The organism is Nocardioides kribbensis (assembly GCF_015070375.1).
Lineage (GTDB): Bacteria > Actinomycetota > Actinomycetes > Propionibacteriales > Nocardioidaceae > Nocardioides > Nocardioides kribbensis.
This window is the reverse complement of the sequence record NZ_JADCLL010000004.1, coordinates 1-21,562: the sequence shown is the minus strand read 5'-3', so window position 1 is coordinate 21,562 and position 21,562 is coordinate 1. Positions and strand designations below refer to the sequence as shown.

The 21,562-nt window shown below is 74.5% G+C and carries 20 protein-coding genes; 7 read left to right on the top strand and 13 right to left on the bottom strand.

The window, feature by feature from the left end:
- Positions 1-33: 33 nt before the first annotated feature.
- From IR170_RS09570 to msrA, 8 genes are all read right to left on the bottom strand, one after another.
- Complete coding sequence (locus IR170_RS09570) at positions 34-1,023, bottom strand: arsenic resistance protein (protein WP_319804998.1); 990 nt, start codon at positions 1,021-1,023, stop codon at positions 34-36.
- Positions 1,024-1,033: 10 nt separating this feature from the next.
- The gene (locus IR170_RS09565) at positions 1,034-1,684 is read right to left on the bottom strand and encodes a hypothetical protein (protein WP_193662229.1); all 651 of its coding nucleotides are present in this window, start codon (positions 1,682-1,684) and stop codon (positions 1,034-1,036) included.
- Positions 1,681-4,206 (bottom strand): AMP-binding protein, encoded by a 2,526-nt coding sequence (locus IR170_RS09560; protein WP_319804997.1) that lies wholly within the window; start codon positions 4,204-4,206, stop codon positions 1,681-1,683. Before IR170_RS09560 ends, IR170_RS09565 begins: the two co-directional genes overlap by 4 nt.
- Positions 4,203-5,273: an ABC transporter ATP-binding protein gene (locus IR170_RS09555; protein ID WP_193662228.1), complete on the bottom strand. Its 1,071-nt coding sequence runs from the start codon at positions 5,271-5,273 to the stop codon at positions 4,203-4,205. The genes IR170_RS09560 and IR170_RS09555 overlap by 4 nt, the downstream gene beginning before the upstream one ends.
- Positions 5,270-6,826, bottom strand: a complete 1,557-nt coding sequence (locus tag IR170_RS09550) for an ABC transporter permease (RefSeq protein WP_228941375.1) — start codon at positions 6,824-6,826, stop codon at positions 5,270-5,272. Before IR170_RS09550 ends, IR170_RS09555 begins: the two co-directional genes overlap by 4 nt.
- Before the next feature lie 8 nt (positions 6,827-6,834).
- Positions 6,835-7,845, bottom strand: coding sequence for an iron ABC transporter substrate-binding protein (locus IR170_RS09545; RefSeq protein WP_193662227.1), 1,011 nt, complete (start codon positions 7,843-7,845; stop codon positions 6,835-6,837).
- A 143-nt stretch (positions 7,846-7,988) separates the two neighbouring features.
- Entirely contained in the window at positions 7,989-8,204 is a 216-nt protein-coding gene (locus IR170_RS09540) for a hypothetical protein (RefSeq protein ID WP_193662226.1), read from the bottom strand.
- A gap of 180 nt (positions 8,205-8,384) precedes the next feature.
- The gene (gene msrA / locus IR170_RS09535; RefSeq protein ID WP_056862172.1) at positions 8,385-9,032 is read right to left on the bottom strand and encodes a peptide-methionine (S)-S-oxide reductase MsrA; all 648 of its coding nucleotides are present in this window, start codon (positions 9,030-9,032) and stop codon (positions 8,385-8,387) included.
- 144 nt (positions 9,033-9,176) lie between these two features.
- Here msrA and IR170_RS09530 point away from each other — a divergent pair, with 144 nt between their 5' ends.
- The 4 genes from IR170_RS09530 (at position 9,177) to ilvA (ending at position 13,999) form a co-directional block, all read left to right on the top strand.
- On the top strand, positions 9,177-10,058 hold the full coding sequence (locus tag IR170_RS09530) for a dioxygenase family protein (RefSeq protein ID WP_193662225.1): 882 nt from the start codon (positions 9,177-9,179) through the stop codon (positions 10,056-10,058).
- A gap of 49 nt (positions 10,059-10,107) precedes the next feature.
- Entirely contained in the window at positions 10,108-11,271 is a 1,164-nt protein-coding gene (locus IR170_RS09525; protein WP_056862177.1) for a cystathionine gamma-synthase, read from the top strand.
- A 62-nt stretch (positions 11,272-11,333) separates the two neighbouring features.
- Positions 11,334-12,692, top strand: coding sequence for an AI-2E family transporter (locus IR170_RS09520; protein WP_319804996.1), 1,359 nt, complete (start codon positions 11,334-11,336; stop codon positions 12,690-12,692).
- Positions 12,689-13,999 carry a threonine ammonia-lyase gene (gene ilvA, locus IR170_RS09515; RefSeq protein WP_193662224.1) on the top strand — a complete coding sequence of 437 codons (1,311 nt, stop codon included), beginning with the start codon at positions 12,689-12,691 and terminating at the stop codon, positions 13,997-13,999. Before IR170_RS09520 ends, ilvA begins: the two co-directional genes overlap by 4 nt.
- A 56-nt stretch (positions 14,000-14,055) precedes the next feature.
- Here the strand turns inward: ilvA and greA are convergent, their stop codons facing one another.
- Complete coding sequence (gene greA / locus IR170_RS09510; protein ID WP_056862178.1) at positions 14,056-14,565, bottom strand: transcription elongation factor GreA; 510 nt, start codon at positions 14,563-14,565, stop codon at positions 14,056-14,058.
- Between the two features lie 202 nt (positions 14,566-14,767).
- A complete protein-coding gene (locus tag IR170_RS09505) occupies positions 14,768-15,169 on the bottom strand; it encodes a DUF4307 domain-containing protein (RefSeq protein WP_193662223.1) in 402 nt (133 codons plus the stop codon).
- A gap of 82 nt (positions 15,170-15,251) precedes the next feature.
- Between IR170_RS09505 and mca the strand changes: the two genes are divergently transcribed.
- Together mca and IR170_RS09495 are read left to right on the top strand one after the other, a co-directional pair.
- On the top strand, positions 15,252-16,157 hold the full coding sequence (gene mca / locus IR170_RS09500) for a mycothiol conjugate amidase Mca (RefSeq protein ID WP_193662222.1): 906 nt from the start codon (positions 15,252-15,254) through the stop codon (positions 16,155-16,157).
- Positions 16,158-16,169: 12 nt separating this feature from the next.
- Positions 16,170-16,508, top strand: coding sequence for a hypothetical protein (locus tag IR170_RS09495; RefSeq protein WP_193662221.1), 339 nt, complete (start codon positions 16,170-16,172; stop codon positions 16,506-16,508).
- Positions 16,509-16,550: 42 nt separating this feature from the next.
- On the opposite strand, the gene IR170_RS09490 is transcribed toward IR170_RS09495, so the two are convergent.
- The 3 genes from IR170_RS09490 to IR170_RS09480 form a co-directional block, all read right to left on the bottom strand.
- On the bottom strand, positions 16,551-16,931 hold the full coding sequence (locus IR170_RS09490) for a thioredoxin family protein (protein WP_056904739.1): 381 nt from the start codon (positions 16,929-16,931) through the stop codon (positions 16,551-16,553).
- A gap of 80 nt (positions 16,932-17,011) precedes the next feature.
- Positions 17,012-17,986 carry a YihY/virulence factor BrkB family protein gene (locus tag IR170_RS20280; RefSeq protein WP_193662220.1) on the bottom strand — a complete coding sequence of 325 codons (975 nt, stop codon included), beginning with the start codon at positions 17,984-17,986 and terminating at the stop codon, positions 17,012-17,014.
- Between the two features lie 719 nt (positions 17,987-18,705).
- Entirely contained in the window at positions 18,706-19,854 is a 1,149-nt protein-coding gene (locus IR170_RS09480) for a serine/threonine-protein kinase (RefSeq protein ID WP_193662219.1), read from the bottom strand.
- 234 nt (positions 19,855-20,088) lie between these two features.
- Between IR170_RS09480 and IR170_RS09475 the strand changes: the two genes are divergently transcribed.
- Positions 20,089-21,465, top strand: coding sequence for an ABC transporter substrate-binding protein (locus IR170_RS09475; protein WP_193662218.1), 1,377 nt, complete (start codon positions 20,089-20,091; stop codon positions 21,463-21,465).
- Positions 21,466-21,562 lie beyond the last annotated feature (97 nt).

The window sequence follows — 21,562 nt, the reverse complement described above, 5'->3', positions numbered from 1 at the left end:
CGCAGCGACCGACTACCGGCGAGCGGTGACCGGTTACCGGGCACGGGACGGCCAGGACGGCACGAGCCGGGGGACCAGCCGTACGAGGACCAGCATGGCCAGCAGCTCGACCATCGTCTGGGTGACGACGGCCAGCGGGGCGAGCGCGAGCGGCTCGGGCAGCGCGAGGGCCAGCGGCAGCACGACCAGCGAGTTGCGGGTCGTCACGGAGAAGACGGCCGCCCGCGTGCCCGGCACGTCGAGCCCGGCGGACCGGCCCACGACCAGGCCGACCGGCACGGCGAGCACGACGAAGGCGGCGTAGAGGGGCACCAGGCGGGCCAGCTGCAGCGCCTCGGAGCCGACCGCGGCGATCTGGGACCCGATCACGACGGTCAGCGTGAGCATCATCAGCGGCACCATGGCGCCGGCCGTGGCTCGCTCGAAGGCGCGCCCGGAGCGGTGGCGACGTCCCAGCGCCTGCACGAGCGCCGCAGCGGCGAGCGGCACCACGATCAGGACGAGGAAGGCCTCGACGAACGGCGCGGGCTCCACGACCGCGAGGACGTCGCCGCCCGCGAAGAGGAGGAGGTACGCCGGGAGGAGGAGCACCTGCGTGAGCATCAGCAGGGGCGCGGCCGCCAGCAGTCGGGCCCGGGCGCCACCGGCCAGGCCGGCGAAGACGATGACGTAGTCGATGCACGGGGTCAGCAGCACCAGCAGCACGCCGAGCGTCAGCCCCCGGTCGTCGGCGACGAACCGCGACAGCCCGAAGGCGAGGAGCGGCACCACCAGGAAGTTGCCGCCCAGCACCGCTGCGAGGAAGCGGAGGTCGCCGAACGCCCGGCCGACCTCCACGAGGGGCACCCCCAGGAAGGTCGCGAAGAGCAGCAGCGCCAGCACCGGGTTGATGGCGTGCTCGAGCGACGGGGCGGCCCGGGGGGCGGCGAGACCGAGCAGCGCCCCGCCCAGCATCGCGACGAGGTAGAGCGCGACCTGGTGGGAGTCGCACCACCCCACCAGCGATCGGGTCGGAGCAGGCACCGCTCCAGGTTCAGACGGCGATGTGCTCATGCTGCGCGGCCGGGCGCCGCTGCGGGGCGGCTGCGGGCCGTGCGTCGCGTGCTCGGTGGACGAGGAGCGCCGCACCAGCGGAGCCGATGACCCCCAGGGCCATGTCACCGAGTGTGTCGGCGTAGCGGTCCGAGGCCTGGGAGGTCGCGAGGAAGGCGGCGTACTCGGCCAGCTCCCAGGCCAGGGCGGCCGTGGCGCCGAAGGCGAGAGCGCGCTCGAGGTGCTGGCCGCGCGTCGCCCGGCGGGGAAGGGTAAGCATCAGGAAGGCCGCGGTGAGGAGGCCGGTGTTGACCAGGTGGACGACGTCGTCGAAGCGTCGGACGGTGTCGTAGAGGTCGAGGCGGTTGCCCAGCAGGTCGGAAAAGCAGGTGATGCTGATGAGCAGGTCCGCGATCCAGGGGAAGTCGGTGCGCCCGCGGCCGCGCAGCCACCACCACGCCGGGAGCGCGAAGGAGAGCAGGGGGGAGGCGATGGCGCGCTCGGTGGCGCCCTTGCCCTCGAGGTTGCCGAGATCGGGTCGGAGCACGAGGCCCACCAGCAGCAGCACCAGGAAGGTCTTGACCGCGACGTCGAGCGCAGCCGCGACCCGGTGGGACGGGGGCGCCGCGGGGGCGTCGAGGGGTGGGGTCACCGCCGAAGGGTAGCGGCGCGAGGTGGTCCGGGCCGCCTCGTCGTCGCGAGGAGCACCCGGTGGGCCCGTGCCGCGGCGAGGCCGACCGCGAGGCTCGCCACGAGGGCGGCCCAGGGGTGCCCGGCGTCCTCCAGGGGCGGGTAGACCTGCCAGTGCGTCAGGTAGATCCAGAGCGAGGCCTGGGCGACGGGCACGAGCAGCCGCGCCACCGGCGTCGGCACCCTCACCGGCCGGCGCAGGAGGAGCGCCGCGACGCCGAGCACCGCGACGACCTGCCTGGTCGTGTCCTCGCCGAAGTAGCCCGCCAGGGCCACGACCACCGCCGCCGCCACGACCGCCCGCTGCGCCGGGGTCCGGGCCTCCGCGGCGGCCCACCCCAGCGCGACGCAGAAGGCGGCCGTCGCGACGGCGTACTCCTGCAGCGAGGCGGTGCTCCACCCCACGAGCACGAAGCGGAGCGCGACGGTGCCCACCACGGCGGCCATCGCGGCCGCGAAGCGGTGCGCCCGCTGCCACCGGTCGACGGCGGGCACGGCGAGGAGGGCGGCCAGCGCGAGCAGGCTCCACACCAGGACCTCGAGGAACCAGAACTCCCAGTCGTCGGTCCACCGGTCGGGCCCGAGGAGCTGGTTGAGGTAGAGCGCTGTCGTGGGGCGGTAGTCGCCGGTGACCGCCCCGGCCACGAGGATCCAGACCGAGGCCGGTACGGCGAACGCCGCGACCGTGGCGAGGATCGCGCGGGTCCTGCGGCGCCGTCCCTCCACCGGCAGCGCGAAGCGCGCGACGTTGTAGCCCGCGACCGCCAGCAGCACGTGGGCGCCGCCCATGAGGTCCACCAGGTCGGTGTGGGACGCGACGATGGCCAGGATCGCCGCGGCGCGCAGGACCGTCGGCACCTCGAGGAGGGTGGTCCACATCCGCACGGGACGCGTCCGGCGCGCTAGCTCGACGGGGGTCAGGTGCGGCCAGTGCGCCGGGAGGTCGCCGAGCAGGCCGGCGAGTCGCGTGGAGGTCTCCACGAAGGCCAGTGAGTCGCCGCCGAGGTCGACGAAGCTGTCGCCGGTCGTGGCGTCGGGCCGACCGAGCACGACGGCGTAGAGGTCGCGCAGACGCTCGGCGGTGACCGGGCCTGCCCCCTCGTCGTGCGCCGAGGCCTCCCGGGCCGTGGAGGCGGCGTGGCGGCGCAGGGCCGCGTGGTCGACCTTGCCGCTCGAGGTGAGCGGCACCGCGGCCAGCGTGTGCACCACCACGGCCCCGTGGGGGAGGCCGGTGGCCGCCCGCAGCGACGCGCGTGCCGCTGCCGCCGACCGGGGGCGGTCGACGAACGCGTGGAGCCGGCCGTCGTGCTCCACCAGGCGGACGGGGACGGTGCACACCTCCTCGAGGCGTCCGAGGTCGAGGCGCAGCCCGAAGAGCTTGACGTGGCGGTCGAGGCGCCCCACGACCTCCCACAGCCCGTCGTCGGACTGCCGGCCGAGGTCGCCGGTGCGCAGCTCGTCGAGCTCGCCGCCCCGCGCGAGGTCGCCGCGCTCCAGGGCGTAGCCCATCATCACGTTGGGCCCGGAGTAGACGAGCTCCCCGACGCCGTCGGGGAGGTCCTGGCCCTCGACCGGCGCGAGACGCAGGTCGCCGCCGGGCACCGGCAGCCCGATGGCGTCGGGCCGGCTCGCGGCGAGGTGGGGCGGGAGATAGGCCATGCGGGCGGTGGCCTCGGTGGCGCCGTACATGACGAAGAGGTCCCACCCGCGTCGTCGACCGAGGTCGGCGAAGCGCCGGACCGTGGCGGGAGCGAGCCGCCCGCCGGCCTGGGTGAGGTAGCGCAGGTCGGGCAGGTCGCGCTCGGCGAACCCCGAGGCGTCCAGCAGGTCGAAGGTGTGGGGCACGCCGGCCAGGCTGGTGACGCGGTGGCGACGGGCGAGGCGCCAGAAGCACTCGTCGGTGACCGAGAGACCGGTCAGCACCACGGCCGCACCGGCCCGCAGGTGGGAGGTCAGCACCGACAGGCCGTAGCAGTAGTGGATCGGCAGCGAGGTGATGGCGCGGTCCTCGGTGGTGAGAGCGAGGTAGGAGGCGATGCTGTCGGCGTTGGCCAGGACGTTGGCGCGCGAGAGCCGCACGAGCTTGGGCGACCCGGTCGAGCCCGAGGTCGACAGGAGCAGGGCCAGGTCGGGGTGGAGGTCCTCGTCGCCGGCCCCGAGGAAGCGCTCCTCCACCTCGCGGTGGCGTGCGGCGTCGTCGGCCCCCAGCAGGACGACGGGGAGGCGCCGGGCCCACGCGGCGAGGAGGTCGACGACGGAGTCGAGGTCGTTGCGGGCGCGGACGGCGAGGAGCCGTCGGGTCGCGCCGAGGGCGGCGGCCCGGGCCGCGACCAGCCCGGCGAGCTCGCCGTAGGTGACCAGGCGCTCGCCGTCGACGAGGGCGACGTCACCGTGGTCGCCCCCCAGCAGGTCGAGGTCGAGGCGCAGGTCGAGGTCGGGCTCCGGCCGGGTGCCGAGCGGACCGGGGGCGGGCAGCGCGGTCACGGCCGACGGTCCGAGGCGAACGCCACCACGTCGCCGGTCACGACCACGCCGACCCTCTCCCCGGGCAGGGGCACGACGCCCGCCGGCGTGCGCGCGACGACCAGCTCGCCGGTGGCCAGCCGCACCCGGACGGTGGCGTCGTGGCCGAAGAAGCTGGTGTCGAGGACCTCGGCGGCCACACCGCGCTCGGCCGAGGTCACCTGCACCTGCTCCGCCCGCACGGCCACGCGCACCGGACCCGCCGGGGCCGGACTCCGCAGACCGATCTCACCCAGGGCGCAGCGCACCGCACCGGGCGCGGACCCCGCGACCGTGCCGTCGAGGAACACCGACAGGCCGACGAAGTCGGCGACGCGCTCGTCGGCCGGCGAGAGGTAGACCGCGGCCGGCCGGCCGACCTGGAGCAGCCGTCCGCTGTGCATCACCGCGACCTGGTCGGCCAGGGAGAGCGCCTCGCCCTGGTCGTGGGTCACCAGCAGCGCGGCCGCACCCCGCCGGCGCAGCGCCCGCACGACGGCGCGGCCGGTCTCCTCCCGCAGGCCGGCGTCGAGGGAGGAGAAGGGCTCGTCGAGGAGCACCATGGAGGGGCGGGGAGCCAGCGCCCGGGCCAGGGCGACCCGCTGCTGCTGGCCGCCCGACAGCTCGTGGGGATAGCGGTCGGCGAGGGTGTCGGGGAGGTCGACGAGCTCGAGGAGGCTCGCGACGGTGGCGCGTGCGGCCCGTCGCTGGGAGCGCGGGAGCCCGAAGACCACGTTGGCCGCGACGTCGAGGTGGGGGAAGAGCCCGCCCTCCTGCGGCACGTAGCCGAGCCGCCGGTGCCGCGGGGCGACCGCGGTGCGGTCGGCGACCACGGGCCGGCCGGCCACCGTGACGGTTCCCGTGCGGGGGGTGACGAACCCGGCGACGGTGCGCAGCAGCGTGGTCTTGCCGCAGCCCGACGGGCCGAGGATGGCGGTGACCCCGTCGGTCACGGTGAGGTCGAGGTCGTGGACGACGTCGCCGTCGCCGTAGCCCACGCTCAGGCCGCGCGCCTCCAGCGCTGGCGGTGCGGGCGGTGCGGCCGTCATGACGCCCCTCCGAGCGAGACGCGGCCCAGCAGCCATGTCGCCGGCACCGACAGCAGCACCAGCGCGAGGGCGTAGGGGGCCGCGGCGCCGTAGGCGACCGAGGAGGCGTCGGACCAGAAGCGGGTCGAGAGGGTCTCCGTGCCGATGGGGGCCAGGAGGAGCGTGGCGGTCAGCTCGGTCGAGACCGCGAGCGACACGAGCGCCACCGAGGCGGCCAGGCCCGGCGCCACGAGGGGCACGGTCACCCGCGCGGCCGCCGCCGGGCCCGAGCAGCCGAGCGACCGGGCCACCTCGTCGAGACCGGGTGGCACGAGCTCCAGCGACGCGCGCACGCTGACCACGGCGCGCGGCAGGAACAGCACGGCGTACGCCGCGAGCAGCACCACCACCGTCTGGTAGAGCGCGGGCAGCACCCGGATCGACACGGTGACGAGGGCGAGCGCGACCACGATGCCGGGCAGCGACCCCGCGACGTAGGTGCTGCGCTCGACGAGCGTGGCCAGCGGGCCGCGGTGCCTGACCGCGAGCCACACGACCGGCACCGCGAGCGCGGTGGCCAGCGCACCGCCGGCCGCGGCCAGGGCCAGGGTGGAGCCGAGGGCACCGAGCAGGGAGTCGACGTCCAGCCGGGTGGAGGTGCCCCGCACCAGCCACCGCAGCAGGCTCGCCACGGGCACCACGAGCGCCAGGGCGACCAGGAGGGAGAGGCCGGCGACGACGGCGGCCCTGCTCCGCCCGAGGGGGACGCGCTCGCCGGTCCGGCTGACCCCCGACCCGACGCGCGAGCGCCGCCGACGCCCGCGCAGGGCCAGCTCGAGGACGAGCAGCACGGCGCAGAAGCCGACCAGCACCAGGGCGAGCAGCGTGGCCTGCGGTCCGTTGAACACGGTGGCGTACTGCTGGAGGATCGCGGTGGTCAGCGTGGGGTAGTTGAGCAGCTGCAGTGCGCCGTACTCGGCGAGGAGGTGGAGCCCGACGAGGAGGGCGCCGCCCAGGACCGCCGGGCTGATGGCGGGCAGCGTGACCCGCCAGAAGACGCCGCGGGCCCCGTGGCCCAGCGACTGCGCCACCTCCTCGACGCTGGGGTCGAGCCGGCGCAGCGCGGCGACCGTGGGCAGGTAGACCAGCGGGTAGTAGGACAGCGTCACCACCAGGACGGCACCGCCGAAGCTCTGCACGGCGTGGGTGGTGGAGACCCAGCCGTAGCCGTTGACGAAGGCGGGCACCGCGAGCGGCGCGCACAGCAGGCCGTGCCACCAGCCGCGCCCGGGCAGGTCGGTGCGCTCGACCACCCACGCCGCGGCCGTGCCGAGGGCCACGCTGAGCGCGGTCCCGACGAGCAGCAGGCGCACGGTGTTCCACAGCAGCTCGCCCACGCGCGGGCGGACCAGGAAGTCGCTCGCCTGCCCGGGCTCGAGCTCGGAGGTGGTCCACAGCACGTAGCCGAGGGGGACGAGGGAGGCGGCCGCGACGAGGAGCCCGATGAGCACCAGCGGCCACGGCGCGCGCTGGTGGGCCCGCCGACCGCCGGTGCCGGCAGGGACCGCCGTCACCGTGGTGCTCAGAGGAAGCCCACCTCGGTCATGAGGTCGACCACCGTCCGCGAGTCGAGGTCGGAGACGTCGACCCGGGGCGGCTGGAGCTCGTCGAAGGGCTTGACCGGGGGGTCGAGCCGGACGTCGGGGTTGAGGGGGTACTCCAGGGCGTAGCTGTCGGCCAGGGCCTGCTGGCCGGTCCGGTCCACCAGGAACTGCACGAACTTCTCGGCGTCGCTCGCGTCGTCGCTCGAGGCGAGCACGCCCGCGCCCGAGACGCTCACGAACGCACCGGGGTCCTCGTCGCCGAAGAAGTACAGCGCGCTGTCGTCGCTGACGTCGCCGCCCTCGGCGAGGTCGCGGTACCAGTAGTAGTGGTAGATGATCCCGACCTCGGACTCACCGGAGTCGACCGCCTCGAGCACCACGTTGTTGCCGTCGTAGACGGTGCCGTTGGCCTTGATGCCCTCCAGCCACTCGCGCGTCGCGTCCTCGCCCTCGAGCTCCAGCACCGCGGCGACGATGGCCTGGAAGTCGGCGCCGGTGGGGGAGAAGGACAGGCGACCGGCCCACTCGGGGTCGGCGAGGTCGAGGATCGAGCTCGGCAGCTCGTCGGGGTCCACCAGGTCGGTGTTGTAGACGAGCACGGTCGAGCGCGCGACGAAGCCGGTCCACAACCCGCTGGCGGGGCGGTACTGCGCCGGGATCGGGGCGACGAGGTCCTCGGGCAGCGGGGCGAACAGCCCGGCCTCCTCGACCTGGGACATGGCCGGGGAGTTCTCGGTGAGGAACACGTCGGCCGGCGACGCGTCGCCCTCCTGCACCAGCTGGTTGGACAGCTCGAGGTCCTTGCCGTTGCGCAGCTCGACCTCGATCCCCGTCTCCTCGGTGAACTGCGGCGCCAGCTCCTCGAGCAGCTGCTCGTGCTGGGCGTTGTAGACGGTGATGCTCGGCCCGTCGTCACCGCTGCAGGAGACCAGTGCGGGCGTGAGGACGGCGAGCGCGAGAGCAGGCGCGAGCCGGGAGCGGCGGATCATGGGACCCCTTCGTAGGCAGGTGACCGTCGTTCAAGTGAGGCGAGGCTTACCTACGTTACCGCAGCTTGCCGCCGGCGGCCTGGACCACCCCGGTGCCCGGACGCCGGTTGGTCGCGTCGACCCACGGCCGCCACCGTGCGGACTCAGCGCGGAGGGTGCCGGCGTCGTTGCTCGTGCCGGAGGAGACCGCCGGTGACCAGGGCGACCGACGTGCCGGCGACCACCCACCAGCCGACCTCGAATTCGTCGAGGTCCCCGAGGGCCAGGTCCGCGAGGAATGCGAGGAGGAACAGCCCCGTCCCGGTGCAGAAACCCGCGAAGACAGGGTGGCCACGTCGCAACCATGCCGGCCTCGTCATGAGGTCGACGCTACAGCGGCTCCTCCCGGACAGACGTCCGATGAAGCGCCGCGCCTGTCCGAGTCGGACGGGCGCAGATGATCCGGGCAGCAGCAGGGCCGCGGTCCTCCACGGTGCTGGAGGGCCGCGGCCCGGGGGTGTGCCCTTCCGGCTACGGGAGCCGGACGGTGGTAGCGCTGCTCAGGCGGTCTGCGGGAACCGCACGCCGGTGTTGGCGTGGCAGCGGTAGCCGTAGGGGTTCTTCGCGAGGTACTGCTGGTGCTGGTCCTCGGCGTAGTAGTACGTCGGCACCTCGCGGATCTCGGTGGTGATCTCGCCGAGGCCGCGGCGGGCCAGCTCGTCGCCGTAGACCTTCGTCAGCTCGCGCGCGGTCTGCTCCTGGGCGGGGGAGGTGTAGTAGATCGCGGAGCGGTACTGCGTGCCGACGTCGTTGCCCTGGCGCATGCCCTGGGTCGGGTCGTGCACCTCGAAGAACGCCTTGACGAGGTCGGCGTAGGAGACCTGGGCGGGGTCGAAGACGACCCGCACGGCCTCGGTGTGGTTGGTGCGCCCCGAGCACACCTCCTCGTAGGACGGGTTGGGCGTGTCGCCGCCGGCGTAGCCCACCGACGTCGACCAGACGCCGGGCGTCTTCCAGTAGATCTCCTCGGCACCCCAGAAGCAGCCGAGGCCGAAGACGGCGACCTCGTAGCCCTCGGGGGCCTCGTCGGTGCGCACGGGGGCGTCGAGCACGACGTGGCGCTCGGCGAGTCGGAAGGGGCTCTCGCTGCGACCGGGCAGGGTCTGCTCGGGAGCGATCAGGTCGGTCTGCTTGCGGGTGAAGAACACGGGACCTCCTCGGGTCGTTGCCTACATCCTGCACAACGCCGTGGGCTGCCCGAACCTTCCCGGCGGCACCCGGGTCGGGGCGGTCACAGGTCCCTGCCAGGTCACTGCAGGCCCCGACCCAGCCGTCGCCGCTGGGATCGGCCCATGAGCGAGCACCGGCACGACGAGTCCCACGACCACGACGACCCCTTCGACCAGGGCCTGGCCCACGACCTCGTGGTGCTGCGCGAGCAGCAGAGGCGCCGCAGGAGCCGTCACCACCGCCGAGCCGTCCTGGGGATGCTCGGCGTCAGCGGCGCCGGCGCAGGAGCGGCCGCGCTGCTCTCGGGCGGGAGCGCGGCCACCGCGGCGCTGGCTCGCGTGACCTCGCAGGCCTGCACGGTCGAGGAGATCCCGGGCGAGACGGCCGGGCCCTACCCCGGTGACGGCTCCAACGGACCTGACGTGCTCGTCGAGGACGGCATCGTGCGCCGTGACCTCCGTGCCAGCATCGGCGACGCGGCCGGCACCACCGGAAGCAGCGCCGAGGGTGTCGACCTGCGGATCAGGCTCACCCTGACCGACACCGCGACGTGCGCTCCGGCCGCCGGGCTGGCGGTCTACGCCTGGCACTGCGACCGCGAGGGGCGCTACTCGATGTACTCCCCGGGCATCGAGGACCAGAACTACCTGCGCGGCGTCCAGGTCAGTGGTGCGAAGGGTCGCGTGGGCTTCCGCACGATCTGGCCCGCCTGTTACCCGGGACGATGGCCGCACGTGCATGTCGAGGTCTTCCGCTCCGTTGACGACGCGACCGGCGGCGGCGACCCGGTGGCGACCTCGCAGCTCGCGCTGCCGCGGCGCCAGTGCATGGCGGTCTACCGTCGGGCCGAGGGCTACTCGGCGTCGGTGGCCAACCTCGAGCGGGTCTCGCTGGGCTCCGACGGCGTCTTCGGCGACGACGGCGGCGTACGCCAGCTCGCGAGCGTGTCCGGATCGGTCGAGCGGGGCTTCCGCGCCCGGCTCACGGTCCCGGTCGACCTGTGAGCGCCTCCTGACCCTCCGGCCGCCGGCCGGCGGGCGCTAACCTCGAGCGGTGAGCGAGCAGCAGCACCCGAGCAAGGCGGGCTTCGAGACCCGCGCCATCCACGCCGGCTACGAGCCCGACCCGACCACGGGCGCGGTGATCCCGCCGATCTACGCCACGTCGACCTACAAGCAGGACGGCGTGGGCGGCCTGCGCGGCGGCTACGAGTACTCCCGCTCGGCCAACCCGACCCGCACCGCCCTCGAGGGCAACCTGGCTGCGCTCGAGGAGGGGGAGCGGGCCTTCGCCTTCGCCTCCGGCCTCGCCGCCGAGGACACCCTGGTGCGCGCGCTGTGCCGCCCCGGCGACCACGTGGTCATCCCCGACGACGCCTACGGCGGCACGTTCCGGCTCTTCGACAAGGTCGAGCGCGCCTGGGGCCTGGAGCACAGCCCGGCGCCGGTCTCCGACGTCGACGCCGTGCGGGCAGCGATCCGCCCGGGCAGCACCCGCCTGGTCTGGGTCGAGACCCCCACCAACCCGCTGCTCACCATCGGCGACATCGAGGCCCTGGCCGCGGTGGCCCACGACGCCGGGGCGCTGCTGGTCGTCGACAACACCTTCGCCTCGCCCTACCTCCAGCAGCCGCTGACCCTCGGCGCCGACGTGGTGGTGCACTCGACCACGAAGTACTGCGGCGGGCACTCCGACGTCGTCGGCGGCGCGCTCGTGGTGCGCGACCTCGACGTCGCCGAGAAGGTCGCCTTCCACCAGAACGCCATCGGTGCGGTGGCCGGCCCCTTCGACGCCTGGCTGACCCTGCGCGGGCTCAAGACCCTCGCGCTGCGCATGGACCGCCACTGCGACAACGCCGAGAAGGTCGTCGACTTCCTCCTCGACCACCCGCGCGTGGAGGAGGTGGTCTACCCCGGCCTGGCCTCCCACCCCGGTCACGAGATCGCCTCGCGCCAGATGCGCCGGTACGGCGGGATGGTGTCGTTCCGCGTCGCGGGAGGGGTCGACGCCGCGCTGTCGGTCTGCGAGCGCACCGAGGTCTTCACCCTCGGGGAGTCGCTGGGCGGGGTCGAGTCGCTCATCGAGCACCCGGGCCGGATGACTCACGCCAGCGTCGCCGGCACCGACCTGGAGGTGCCCGCCGACCTGATCCGGATCAGCGTCGGCATCGAGACCGCCGACGACCTGCTCGCCGACCTCGACCGCGCCCTGGGCTGAGCCCTCCGGACGAGCCCCCCGCCCCGGTCGGGGCGGGGCGGTGCGGCGGATAGCCTGCGGTGGTGGACGACGACGCACGACCGGCCGAGGCCCCGGACGGCGCCGAGGGCGACCTCGGGGGTGCGGAGAGCGCGGAGGTGCGCCGGCGCCGCGCGTTGCGCCGGGCCCGCGCCGACGCCGAGCGCGACGAGGGGCTGGCGGCGCGGCTGGCCCAGCAGTGGGCGGCGCTGCGCGACGAGCGGGAGCGGCGGCTGACGCCGGCCCCGATCACGCCGGGCCGGTCCAACTTCACCCGCGCCCAGGTGCCGTGGGGCGTCGACCTCGCCGCTGCCTGGTCGTGGCGCTTCCTGGTGATCGTCGCCGCCGGCGCCGTGGTCGCCTGGACGCTGGGCTACTTCGCGGTGGTCGTGCTGCCGCTCGCCGTCGCGCTGCTCATCAGCGCCCTGGTCGTGCCGGTCGTCGACCTGCTCCAGCGGGTCGGACTGCCCCGCGGGCTGGCGGCGCTGCTGGTGGTGCTCGGCACGCTGGCCCTCGTGGGCTCGCTGCTGACCTTCGCCACCCAGCAGGTCGCCAACGGCGCGACCGACCTGGCCGAGCAGACGGTTGCCGGGCTCGGCGAGATCCGGACCTGGCTCAAGGAGGGTCCGCTCAACGCCAGCGACACCCAGATCAACGACTACCTCGACCAGGCCCAGCAGGCCATCCGGGCCCAGAGCGACGGCGGTGAGCTCACCGCCCGGATCACCGAGGTCGGCACGGCGGTGGGACACGTCTTCGCCGGCTTCTTCATCGTGCTCTTCTCCTTCTACTTCTTCCTCGCCGACGGGGAGCGCATCTGGGCCTGGATCGTGCGGCTGACCCCGCGCGCCGCCCGCGCCCACGTCGACGGCTCCGGCCGGGTGGCCTGGATCTCGCTCACCCAGTTCGTGCGGGCCACGGTCATCGTGGCCGCGGTCGACGCGCTCGGCATCGCGCTGGGCGCCGCCGTGCTCCAGGTGCCCTTCGTGCTGGCCATCGGCGTGCTGGTCTTCCTCGGCGCCTTCGTGCCGATGATCGGCGCCACCATCGCCGGCAGCGTCGCCGTGCTCGTGGCCCTGGTCGACCAGGGGCCCGTCACCGCGCTGCTCATGCTCGGCGTGATCATCCTCGTGCAGCAGGTCGAGGGACACGTGCTGCAGCCCTTCCTGATGGGACGCTGGGTCTCGGTGCACCCGCTCGGCGTCATCGTCGCGATCGCCGCGGGCGTGCTCGTCGCCGGGATCGCCGGGGCGCTGGTGGCGGTGCCGCTGGCCGCCGCCGTCAACGCGGTGGTCCAGCACCTCGCGGCGAGCACGGTGGTCGGCGACGACCCGGTGGAGGCGCTCGAGGACGACTACGAGGTGACGGGCGAGCAGCCCGTCGCGACCCAGGAGGACGCATGACCGACCCCGTCGGGTCCACCAGCGAGACCACCAGCGAGACCACCGTCGAGTCCACCGCCGAGCCGGCGGGGCCCGGGGTGCCGCTGGGGCCGGTGCCACCGGTGCCGGAGGTGACCCTGGCCGACGTCGAGGCCGCCCGTGAGGTGCTCGAGGGCACGGCCATCGTCACGCCCATGGAGGAGTCGCGGTGGCTCTCGGCCATCGCCGGCGGCCGGGTCGGGCTCAAGTGCGAGAACCTCCAGCGCACGGGCTCCTTCAAGGCCCGTGGCGCCTTCGTGCGGATCAGCCGGCTCAGCGCCGAGGAGCGCGCCCGCGGCGTGGTCGCGGCCTCGGCCGGCAACCACGCCCAGGGCGTCGCGCTGGCCGCGCAGCAGCTGGGCATCGCCGCCACCGTCTTCATGCCCGAGGGCGCCCCGATCCCCAAGGAGCGGGCCACCCGCGGCTACGGCGCCGACGTCGTCTTCTCCGGGCGCTACCTCGAGGACGCCCTCGAGGCGGCGCGCGCCTTCGCCGAGCGCACCGGGGCGGTGATGATCCACCCCTTCGACCACGTCGACGTCGTCGCGGGCCAGGGCACCGTGGGCCTGGAGCTCCTCGAGCAGATGCCCGACGTGCGCACCGTGGTCGTGCCCACCGGGGGCGGCGGGCTCCTCGCGGGCATCGCGCTCGCGGTCAAGGCCGCACGGCCCGACGTACGGGTCGTGGGGGTGCAGGCCAAGGACGCCGCGGCCTACCCCGGCTCCCTCGAGCAGGGCCGGCCCACGCCGCTGGAGCACATGCGCACCATGGCCGACGGCATCGCCGTGGGCCGCCCCGGCGACATCACCTTCGCGGCCGTGCGCGACCATGTCGACGAGGTCGTCACGGTGAGCGAGGACCTGCTCGCCCGGGCCCTCCTGGCGCTGGTGGAGCGGGCCAAGATGGTCGTCGAGCCCGCCGGGGCCGCGGCCGTGGCGGCGATCCTCGACCACCCCGAGCGCTTCGAGACCCCCGCGGTCGCGGTGCTCTCCGGGGGCAACGTCGACCCGCTGCTGCTGGGCAAGGTGATCCGCCACGGCATGGCCGCGGCCGGGCGCTACCTCAACCTCCAGGTGACCATCCCCGACGCCCCGGGCGGCCTGGCCCAGCTGCTGACCGAGGTCGGCGCCACCGGCTCGAACGTGCTCGAGGTCGCCCACGAGCGGATCTCGCCGTCGCTGGGGATGGACGAGGTCACCGTGCAGCTGCAGCTGGAGACCCGGGGTGCGGAGCACTCCGCGCTGGTGCTGGCCCGGATGCGCGAACGCGGCTACCGCGTCGTCGAGTGAGGCTCGACGCGGCAGCCGCGCTGGCGGTGCTGGGCCCGGGGGCGCCCCGGCGATGATCAGCCGGTGTAGGGCACCGCGTCGACGATGACGACCTGCAGCTCCTTGCCGTTGGGCGCGACGTAGGAGACCGTGTCGCCCTTCGAGGCGCCGATGATCGCGGAGCCGAGGGGCGACTGCGGGGAGTAGACCTTGAGGTCGCTGTCCTCGTCCTCCATCTCGCGCGCGCCGAGCAGGAAGGTCTCGGCCTCGTCGTCGTCGTCGCCGACGAACTTGTAGGTCACCTTCATGCCGGGGGAGACGGTGCCGTCGTCCTCGGGGGTCTCGCCCACCTCGGCGCGGCGCAGCATGTCCTCGAGCTGGCGGATGCGGCCCTCGATGCGGCCCTGCTCCTCGCGGGCGGCGTGGTAGCCGCTGTTCTCCTTGAGGTCGCCCTCGTCGCGCGCGGCGCTGATCTTGTCGATGATCTCCTGGCGCACGGGGCCCTTGAGCTCGTCGAGCTCGGCCTGCAGCTTGTCGAAGCCCTGCTGCGTGAGCCAGATCGTGCCCTGCTCGGTCGACTGCGTCATGGGTGTACTCCTGCGGGTGAGCGGCTGCGGCCGTGCCGCGTGCTCGTCGATGGTGGATCGGTCAGGCCGTCCCCGGTCGGTCGGCGAAGGACCCCGGATCGTCTGTGCTGGGCCCCTTGCCGGACGGCCCTGCGGACGGTCAGAAGGAGCAGTTTACCCATACCGGCGACGGCGTGGGCGGATCCGCTCCCGAGGGGGTGGGTCAGCGGGGGCGGGGCTGGCCCTCGGCGGTGCAGCCGATCTTCTCCACCGAGGTGGCCATCCGCTCGGTGCGGATCGTGAGGTCGAGGCGGCCCGAGGACTCGGGGGTGAAGGCGAGCTCGCCCACCGTGGAGTGGTCCTCGGCGAAGGCGCGCAGCAGGCAGTCGGCCTCGACGTCGGCGTCGCGCAGGTCGACCTGCACGGTGGCGTCGACGGTGTGCTGGTCGACGGTGTCGAAGGTGACCAGCTCGGAGGTCACCGGCGGGTCGGCGTGGGCCACGGTGGTCCACGTCAGCCAGCCGCCGAAGACCAGCACCACCACCGCGACCAGCGCGAGGAGCGCACGCCGCCGCCAGGGCGCAGGCGCGCCGTACCGCTGGGCCATCAGGTCGGTGGAGCTCACCCCACCAGGGTGACACGCGGGTCCAGGGCGCTGCGCCGGTGCCCCGGCGCGACGGGGGAGCGGCCCACCTAGACTCGGGCCCATGTCGCAGTCGCACGCCACCGGACCCCGCGCGGGCCTCCGGCTCATGCACGTCCACGCCCACCCCGACGACGAGTCGAGCAAGGGCGCGGCCTCGACCGCGCGCTACGTCGCCGAGGGCGCCGAGGTGCACGTGGTCACCTGCACCGGCGGCGAGCGCGGCTCGATCCTCAACCCCAAGATGGACCGCCCCGACATCCTCCAGAACATCTCCGAGGTGCGACGCCAGGAGATGGAGCGGGCGCGCGACATCCTCGGGATCACCCAGCACTGGCTCGGCTTCGTCGACTCCGGCTGGCCCGAGGGCGACCCGAAGCCCCCGCTGCCCGAGGGGTGCTTCGGCCTGGCCCCGCTGGAGGAGGCCACCGAGCGTCTGGTGCGGCTGATCCGCTCGGTCCGCCCGCACGTGCTCACCACCTACGACGAGCGCGGCGGCTACCCCCACCCCGACCACGTGCGCTGCCACGAGGTGTCGGTGGCCGCCTTCGAGGCCGCCGCCGATCCCGAGCGCTTCCCCGAGGCCGGCGCCGCCTGGCAGGTCGCCAAGCTCTACTACCACCACTCCTTCAACCGCGAGCGCATGCAGCGCCTGCACGACGCCACCGTGGCCCACGGTCTGGAGTCGCCGTGGGGCGAGCGGCTCAAGGAGTGGAAGCCGGAGCCGGAGTGGGACGCCCGGGTCACCACCAAGGTGCCCTGCGGCGACTTCTTCGGCGTGCGCGACCAGGCGCTGCTGGCCCACGCCACCCAGATCGACCCCGACGGGCACTGGTTCGCCATCCCGCGCGAGGTGCAGGTCGACGTGTGGCCCACCGAGGACTTCGAGCTCGTCACCGCCCACGTGTCCTCGGCCACGCCGGAGGACGACCTCTTCGCGGGCGTCGACGCCTCCTACGACGGCTCCTGAGAGGATGGCGTCATGGTGACCACGCTCGGATCGCAGCTCAGCCTCCAGCTCACCGCGCTCGTCCTGCGGGTCGCCGACCCGACGCCCGAGCCCGAGGACGTCAAGGCCGGGTGGCCGGCCCTGGGGCTGTTCCTGCTCCTCGTCGGCTTCGTGATCTTCCTGTTCTTCAGCCTCGTCAAGCGGCTGCGCAACGTCGAGACCGCGCGCAAGACCGGCGTCTACGGCGACGCCCCCGAGACCGTCGGGACTCCCGGTGACCCGGGAGCGGACCCGGCGGTCGACTCGGCCAGGGAGCGGGGCGGCGACTCCTCGGGCGAGCACGGCGACGCGCCGCCGACGCCCCGGGCCTGAGGCCCGACCTGCCGCGGCTGCGGGTCGCGGTGGACTCCCGTCTCAGCCCTGCCCGGCGCCGGGCTGCTGCTGCTCGGCGACCTGCTTGCGCACGTCGTCCATGTCGAGGGCGCGCACCGCGCCGATGACCTGGTCCAGCGCCGGTGCGGGGAGCGCCCCGGGCTGGGCGAAGACGAGGATGCCCTCGCGGAAGGCCATCAGGGTGGGGATCGACTGGATCCCGGCCGCGGCGGCCAGCTCCTGCTGCTCCTCGGTGTTGATCGAGCCGAACGTGATGTCGGGGTTGGCCTCGGAGGCCGCCTCGTAGGTCGGCGCGAACTGCTTGCACGGGCCGCACCAGCTGGCCCAGAAGTCGACGAGCAGGATGTCGTCGCCCTGCACGTGGGTGGTGAAGTTGTCCCCGGTCAGCTCGATGGTGGCCATGCCCCCACCGTACGTCGGGCACGCGCCGGGCCCCACCGCCCCGGTGGGTGGGCGGCGGGTGGGCCGCCCGGGGTGTCGCCTCAGTCGACCACGTGGCCGTGGGGCCGGCCGGGGTCGTCGTAGGCCGGGTCGTCGCGACCGGCGCGCAGCGCCTCGAGCTGGGCGCACACCGCGACGCCGTAGAAGAACGACACCGAGCTCATCAGCGACCACAGCAGCAGCGCCACGATGCCCGCGAGGGGGCCGTAGGTGCTGCCGAAGGAGTCGCTGAGCCCGACGTACGCCGCCAGGCCCACGGTGGCCAGCATGCTGAGCGCCACCGCGACCACGCCGCCGAGGGCCAGCCAGCTCAGCGCGGGCTGCCGGCGTCGTGGCGCGTGGTCGAGCAGCACGGCGATCGTGAGGACGCCGAGCGCGACCCCCACCGGCCAGCGCAGCACGTTCCACGTGGTCCGTGAGGCCTCCGACCAGCCGTAGGCCTCGGTGACGGCGTCGGCGAAGGCGCCGCCGGCCACGAGCAGCAGGAAGGCCAGGGCCGCGGGTGCGGCGAGCACCGCGGTGAGCACGGCGGCCCGGCCGTACTTGGCCCGCGCGGGCCGGTCGCGACGGATGCCGTAGATGCGGTTGGCGCCGCGCTCGACCTGCGCCATGGCCGTGGTCATCGACACCAGTGACAGCAGCAGCCCGAGGACGAGCGCGACCTCGCCGGCCTCCTCGCTGGTGTCGGAGCCGGAGACCGCCCCGGCCAGGGCGTCGCCCGAGCCGCTGCCCGGCGAGACGCCGTCGATGGTGGCGGCCATGACGGCGGCCACGCGGGCCTGGTCGACGTCGGCGGCCAGGCCGGTGAGGGCGAGCAGGAAGGGCACCACGGCCAGGCAGGCCTGCAGGGCCAGGGCCCGGCTGTTGGTGAACCCGTCGCCGTAGCGGAACCGCACGAAGGCACCGACCGCGACGGCCTTGAGCCCGTGGCGGCGCGCGAGGTGCCAGGCGTCCTCGGCGTCGAGCTCGTCACCGTCGAGCTCGACGGTCACCGGCACGAGGCGGGCAGTGGTCACGGCTTCGGGCCCTTGCCGGGCTTCGGTCCCTTGTCGGACCCCGGTCCCTTGTCGGCAGGTCCCTTGCCGGGCTTCGGGCCGGGGCCCTCGTCCTCGTCGGGCTCGTCCTCGTCGGGCTCGTCCTCGTCCTCGTCGGGCTCGCCCGCGTCGGTGGAGGGAGACGCGGTGGGCGTGGGCGTGGGGGTGGGCGTGGGGGTGGGCGTGGGGGTCGTCGACGACCCGGGCGCGGGGGGGGGGGGGGGCGCCCCCCCCCCCCCCCCCGCCGCGGGGGGGGGGGGGGGGGGGGCGCGCCCCGCCGGCGCGGCGGGGGGCCCGGGGGGGGGGGGGGGGCGGGGGGGGGGGGGGGGGGGGGGGGGGGGGGGGGGGGGGGGGCGGGGGGGTCGTCGACGACCCGGGCGCGGTGTCGTCGGCCTCCTCCACCGCCTCCAGGGCCGCCTCGAGGCGGTCGGCGGCGCGCTCGATCCGCTCCTGCTCGGCGGCGGTGAGGTCGCCGGCGTCAGCGGCCTCGTCGGCGGCGTCGCGCAGCGCGTCGAGCGCGTCGAGACCCGCGTCGACGTCGCGGGCCACCAGCGCGTCGTCGACCGCGGCGAGGGCGTCGGTGACGGTGGCGGGAGGCCCGGTGGTGCTCTCCTCGCCGCAGCCGAGCAGGCCCGCGCCGAGCAGCGCGAGCGTGCCCAGCGCGAGGGCGCCGCGGCGACGGGAGGCTGGGCGCACGGTGCTCATCGGCCGGCCTCCCCGACCGCGTCGTGGAGGTCCTGCAGGGGGCTCTGCAGCCGGGCGGGCACGTCGTCGGGCACCGGCTCGACCTCGGCGGGGTCTCCAGCGCTCCCGGTGGAGGCGAAGGCCGCGACCACGAGGAGCAGCACGATGCCGCCGAGCGCCCCGGCCAGGCCCTTCTGGTGCGGCTCCAGCGCGGCCAGGCGTGCCCCCGGGCCCCGGCGGGGTCGGCCCGCCGCACCCGTCGGCGGGTGCAGCGGCGGTGGGGGAGGCCCGGGCGACGCCACCGGCGCGGTGAGCACGGCGGTGGGCGCGGGCTCGACGTACGGCGGCGGGCCGGGCGGACCGGCGGGCGGACCTTGGCGCAGCGCGCCCAGCCGGGCGGCCACCTGGGCGGTGCTCGGCCGCGCGGCCGGGTCGGCCGCGGTCATGGCGCATAGCAGGTCGGACCAGCCCGGCGGGAGGTCGGCGGGCACCGGGGGCGGGCGGTGCAGCCGGGCCATGGCCGACTCGGTGGGGCTGCCGGGGTAGGCGCGCTCGCCGGTGAGCGCCTCGAGCAGCACCAGGCCCAGCGACCACACGTCGACGGAGGTGTCGAGCTCCTCGCCGCGCACCTGCTCCGGCGCGAGGTAGGCCGCCGTGCCCACGGCGGTGCCGGTCTGGGTGTGGCGCACGGTGTCGCCGATGAGTCGCGCGATGCCGAAGTCGGCCAGCTTGACCCGCCCGTCGGGGGCGAGCAGGACGTTGCCGGGCTTCACGTCGCGGTGCACGACGCCGCGGCCGTGGGCGTAGGAGAGGGCGTCGGCGACCTGCTGGCCGATCCGTGCCGCCTCCGCGGCGGGCAGCGGGCCGTCGGCCAGGCGGGCGCCGAGCGTGGTGCCCTCGACCAGCTCCATCACGAGGAAGGGGTGCTCCGCGTCGACCCCGGCGTCGAGCACGGTCACCAGGCCGCGGTGGGAGAGCCCGGCCAGGGTGCGGGCCTCGGCGGTGAAGCGGGCGCGGTCGCTGGCCTGGTCGGCGGTGCTGCGCAGCAGCTTGACCGCCACCTCGCGGGCCAGCACCGTGTCGGTCGCGCGGTGCACGTCGGCCATGCCGCCGCGACCCAGGACCTCGCCGAGCCGGTAGCGGCCCGCGACCATCGTCGTCGTCACCCCGGGACCGTACCGGTCGCGCGGCGGGGGCCCGTTCCCGACCGGGCGGTCGGCTTACGGCGTACGTGTCCCACTCACCCACGGGGGTGACGACACGGTGGCGCGCGTCACGTGACGTGCGTTACACGATCGTTATCGCCCCGCCTTGACCCTCCGATTGCGTAAGCGCTTTCATTCATCCTGCCCCGGACGCTCGGCAGTGGTCTGGGTCACGACCCAGAGAGGGAGCACCCCATGCGCTCACGCACCATCCGACACGCCAGTGTGGCGGTCGTCCTGGCCGCCGGCCTGGTCCTGGCCGGCTGCGCCGAGGAGGAGTCCACCGAGGTCCAGTCCGCCGGTGGCACCTCGCCCGGCGAGGGCAAGGCCGAATGCGAGCAGCTGACCCAGTTCGGTGACCTCACCGGCACCAGCGTCAGCGTCTACACCTCGATCATCGCCCCCGAGGACGCCGCCCAGAAGAAGTCCTACGAGCTCTTCACCGAGTGCACGGGCGCCGAGGTCGAGTACGAGGGCTCCAGCGAGTTCGAGACCCAGCTCAAGGTGCGCGTGCAGGGCGGCAACGCCCCCGACATCGCCTACATCCCGCAGCCGGGCCTGCTGGCCAGCCTCGTGCGCGACGACGACGCCGTCGTCGAGGCGCCCGACACGGTCGCGGAGAACGTCGACCAGTGGTGGGGCGAGGACTGGAAGACCTACGGCACCGTCGACGACACCTTCTACGCCGCCCCGCTGGGCGCCAACGTGAAGTCCTTCGTGTGGTACTCCCCGAAGACCTTCGCCGACAACGGCTGGGAGATCCCCGAGACCTGGGACGACATGATGGCCATCACCGAGGACGCCGTCTCCAAGGGCATGAAGCCCTGGTGCGCCGGCATCGAGTCCGGTGACGCCACCGGGTGGGTCACCACCGACTGGCTCGAGGACTCGATGCTCCGCGAGGTCGGCCCCGACGTCTACGACCAGTGGGTCAACCACGAGATCCCCTTCGACGACCCGCAGGTCGCCGCCGCGCTCGACCGCGTCGGCAGCATCCTCAAGGACGAGGAGTTCGTCAACGGCGGCCTCGGCGACGTGAAGTCCATCGCCACCACCGCCTTCCAGGACGCCGGCTACCCCGTCGTCGACGGTGAGTGCGTCATGCACCGCCAGGCCAGCTTCTACGCCGCCCAGTGGGAGCCCGGCACCGAGGTCTCCGAGGACGGCGACGTGTTCGCCTTCTACCTGCCCACCGTCACCGAGGACTTCGGTCGCCCGGTGCTCGGCGGCGGTGAGTTCGTGGCGGCCTTCGACAGCCGTCCCGAGGTCCAGGCCTTCCAGACCTACCTGTCCTCCGACGTGTGGGCCAACGAGAAGGCCAAGGCCACGCCCGACGGCGGCTGGGTCACCGCCAACACCGGTCTCGACATCTCCAACCTGAGCAGCCCGATCGACATCCTGTCGGCCGAGACGTTCCAGGACCCCGACGCCGTCTTCCGCTTCGACGGCTCCGACCAGATGCCCAGCGCCGTCGGCGCCGGCTCCTTCTGGAAGGAGATGACGGCGTGGATCACCGGTCAGAGCACCGCTGACGCGCTGACCAACATCGAGGAGTCCTGGCCCGCCTCCTGAGGTGAGCCACCGACGTCGGGCCGCGGGCCGCGCCCCCGGCCCCCCGGCGCCCCCCCCCCCGCGCCCCGGGCGCCCCCCGCCCGCCGGCGGCCCCCCG